This window comes from Nguyenibacter vanlangensis (assembly GCF_013376155.1).
Classification (GTDB): Bacteria; Pseudomonadota; Alphaproteobacteria; order Acetobacterales; family Acetobacteraceae; genus Gluconacetobacter; species Gluconacetobacter vanlangensis.
In genome coordinates this window covers 1-2759 of the sequence record NZ_JABXXP010000391.1, presented here as the reverse complement: position 1 = coordinate 2759, position 2759 = coordinate 1, and the positions used below count along the sequence as shown (strand labels likewise).

2 protein-coding genes and 1 pseudogene are annotated in these 2759 nt (G+C 70.1%); all 3 read right to left on the bottom strand.

The features are described 5' to 3' along the window. Window positions 1-107: 107 nt before the first annotated feature. Window positions 108-1754: an NAD-dependent malic enzyme gene (locus HUK84_RS14350; RefSeq protein WP_176640895.1), complete on the bottom strand. Its 1647-nt coding sequence runs from the start codon at window positions 1752-1754 to the stop codon at window positions 108-110. 94 nt (window positions 1755-1848) lie between these two features. After that, window positions 1849-2514 (bottom strand): histidine phosphatase family protein, encoded by a 666-nt coding sequence (locus HUK84_RS14345; protein ID WP_176640894.1) that lies wholly within the window; start codon window positions 2512-2514, stop codon window positions 1849-1851. A 14-nt stretch (window positions 2515-2528) separates the two neighbouring features. Continuing rightward, window positions 2529-2759, bottom strand: a pseudogene (locus HUK84_RS14340) (hypothetical protein); the annotation flags it as partial.

Here is a 2759-nt window from a genome sequence, read left to right as displayed (position 1 = left end):
GTCCGGCGGCCCAGCACTCAGCCCGGACCAGACGACCCGCCGGCAACCGGCCTCTCGCGCATCCGGCGCTTCCGGATCAGGGCACGGCCAAGCCGGCCGCCGCCGCCTCACGGCTCCGGCGGCGCATCCTCGTCATAAGCCGGCTCATAGGTCATGCCCTCGATCCAGGCGCGGATATTCTCCGGCCGCGGCACGGTCGCCATGCCGTGGTCGAACATGTATTCCGCCAACCGGCAGGCCGAGGTGATCTGCACCGCCAGGATCTGGCTCTGCGGCGGGTACAGCATGCCGCGCGCCTGCGCCGCCGCATCCACCTGGTCGGCCAGGGCGTGCGCGGCCTCGATGATCAGCGCGTCGGTGATCAGGCGCGGCCGCGCCGCATAGACCGCCAGCCCCAGCCCGGGGAAGATATAGAAATTATTGGCCTGCCCGGGCCGGAACACCGCGCCGCCCCGCGCGACCTCGGGGAACTGCACCCCCGCCGCATACAGCGCCCGCCCGTCCGACCACGCATAGGCCTGCTCGGCGGTGCATTCCGCATGCGGGATCGACAGCGGAAAGATGACCGGCCGCTCGTTGATCTCGGCCATCAGCGCCACGATCTCGCGCGTAAAGGCCCCGCCGGCGGTGGACACGCCGATCAGGATGCTGGGCCGCACCCGGCGGATGGTGGCCGCCAGGTCCCGCGTCGGCGCCGCCGGGTGGGCATAGACGCGTTGCTCGGCCGACAGGTCGGCACGCGTGGGCTCGACCAGCCCGTCCGCGTCCATCATCGTGATGCGCCCGCGCGCCTCGGTCTCCGACAGCCCCTCGGCCTGCATCGCCCGCACCAGCAGGTCCGACGTGCCCAGTGCCGACGACCCGGCGCCCAGGAACAGCACCCGCTGCTCCGACAGCGGCGCCTCCCTGATCCGCAGCGCGGTGATCAGCCCGGCCAGCGTCACCGCCGCCGTGCCCTGGATATCGTCGTTGTAGCACAGCACCCGGTCGCGATAGCGCGCCAGGTAACGGATCGCATCCGTGCCCTTCCAATCCTCGAAATGGATGCAGCAGGCCGGAAACACCGCCTGCACCGCCGCCACGAATTCCTCGACGAAATCGTCCAGCTCCGCCTGCGGCGGCGGCTCGCGCCGCAGGCCCAGATATAGCGGGTCGGCGCGCAGCGCCGCATTGGTGGTGCCGATATCCAATTGCACCGGCAGCGTCGCCTGCGGCGGCACGGCGGCGCAGGCGGTATAAAGCTGCAGCTTGCCGATCGGGATGCCCATCCCGTTCACCCCGATATCGCCCAGCCCCAGGATGCGCCCGCCCGTGGTCACGCAGATCACCCGCACATCCGCCACCGGCCAGTTGCGCAGCACCCGGGCGATCCGCCCGCGCATCTCCAGGCTCACATACATGCCCCGGGGCCGGCGATAGATATGGCTGAAGGATTTGCACGCCTCGCCCAGCGTGGGGGCATAGACGATCGGCACATAGCGCGCCGGATCGGACATCAGCACCTTGTAGAACAGCGTCTCGTTCCGGTCCCCCAGCGCGGCCAGATAGATATAGCGCTCCAGGTCGTCCGGCTTGGCATCCAGGTGCCGCCCCACCCGCTCGACCTGCCGCTCCAGCGTCTCGACCTGCGTCGGCAGCAGCCCCTCCAGCCCCCAGGCCCGCCGCTCGGCCTCGGTAAAGGCGGTATCGCGGTTCCGCGCCGGATCGTTCAGCAGCGCCGCGCCAAGCAGGCCCGGCCGGGCAGGTTTGTTCATCGGTCACGTTCTCCCCTGAAACGGTTCCACGATACGGCTATACGGCGCCACGAAACGGCGCGGGCCAGGCGGGGCAGGGCGCGCCGGCCCGCCATCAGACTCCCGGCAACTCGTTGACGGCCACGATCCGCCACGCCTCGGGAAAGCGCTCGACGACCGTCAGCGACAGGTTCTGGATCGAGAAATGCAGCGCGGTGTCGGCATGGATGCGCAGCGCATGGGCCAGCGCCGCGCGGATCGCGCCGCCATGGCTCACCACCACCATGTCCCGCCCCTCATGGGCGCGGGCCATGCGGTCCAGGGTCGCGCCGACCCGCGCGCAGACATCCAGCATGCTCTCGCCGCCGGGCGGGCATTCGGTGGCCGCGACCGACCAGAACAGATGCGGCGACAGGGTCAACTGGTCCGGCAGCTCATGATGGCGCAGCCCATGCCATTCCCCCATCGACTGCTCGGTAAAGCCGGGCTCGACGCTCCAGTCCGCCGCCCCGTACCCGGCCTCCTGGATCGCCTGGGCGGTCCGCTGCGTGCGGCTCAGGGGCGAGGTGAACCACAGCGCTTCGCGCGGCAGGCGCGCCGCCAGCGCCTCGTACATCGGCCGCTGCGCGATCAGGCTGTCCGGACACAGCGGCACGTCCAGCGATCCGTACAGCCGCATGCGGGCATTTTCCTCGACCAGCGCATGGCGGATCATCCAGAAACGGGTGATCCCGGATTGCAGCTTGGGGGTGTCGAGGAAATTGCCGTGATTCTGGTTCATGCAATCGGATCCGGTCAGCGTGAGGGGGCCATACCCCCATCCATAGCCCGAACCGGCGCATAGGTCTGCACCGGATCGGCGGCCCGCAGGATCGCCCAATGCCGCAGGATCAGCCCGATCTTGTCCAGCACCAGCCGCGCATCGCCGATCTCGCGATCCATGCGCCGGTCGGGCACCAGCCCGTCATGCGACGGCTCGCCCGACACCAGCCGCGCCCCCGCCGACAGGCGCAGCGCCCCCGCCAT

Excerpts from the sequence above, each read along its gene's own strand:
- HUK84_RS14350 (WP_176640895.1), bottom strand. The coding sequence starts at position 1,754 with ATGAACAAACCTGCCCGGCCGGGCCTGCTTGGCGCGGCGCTGCTGAAC.
- HUK84_RS14345 (WP_176640894.1), bottom strand. The coding sequence starts at position 2,514 with ATGAACCAGAATCACGGCAATTTCCTCGACACCCCCAAGCTGCAATCC.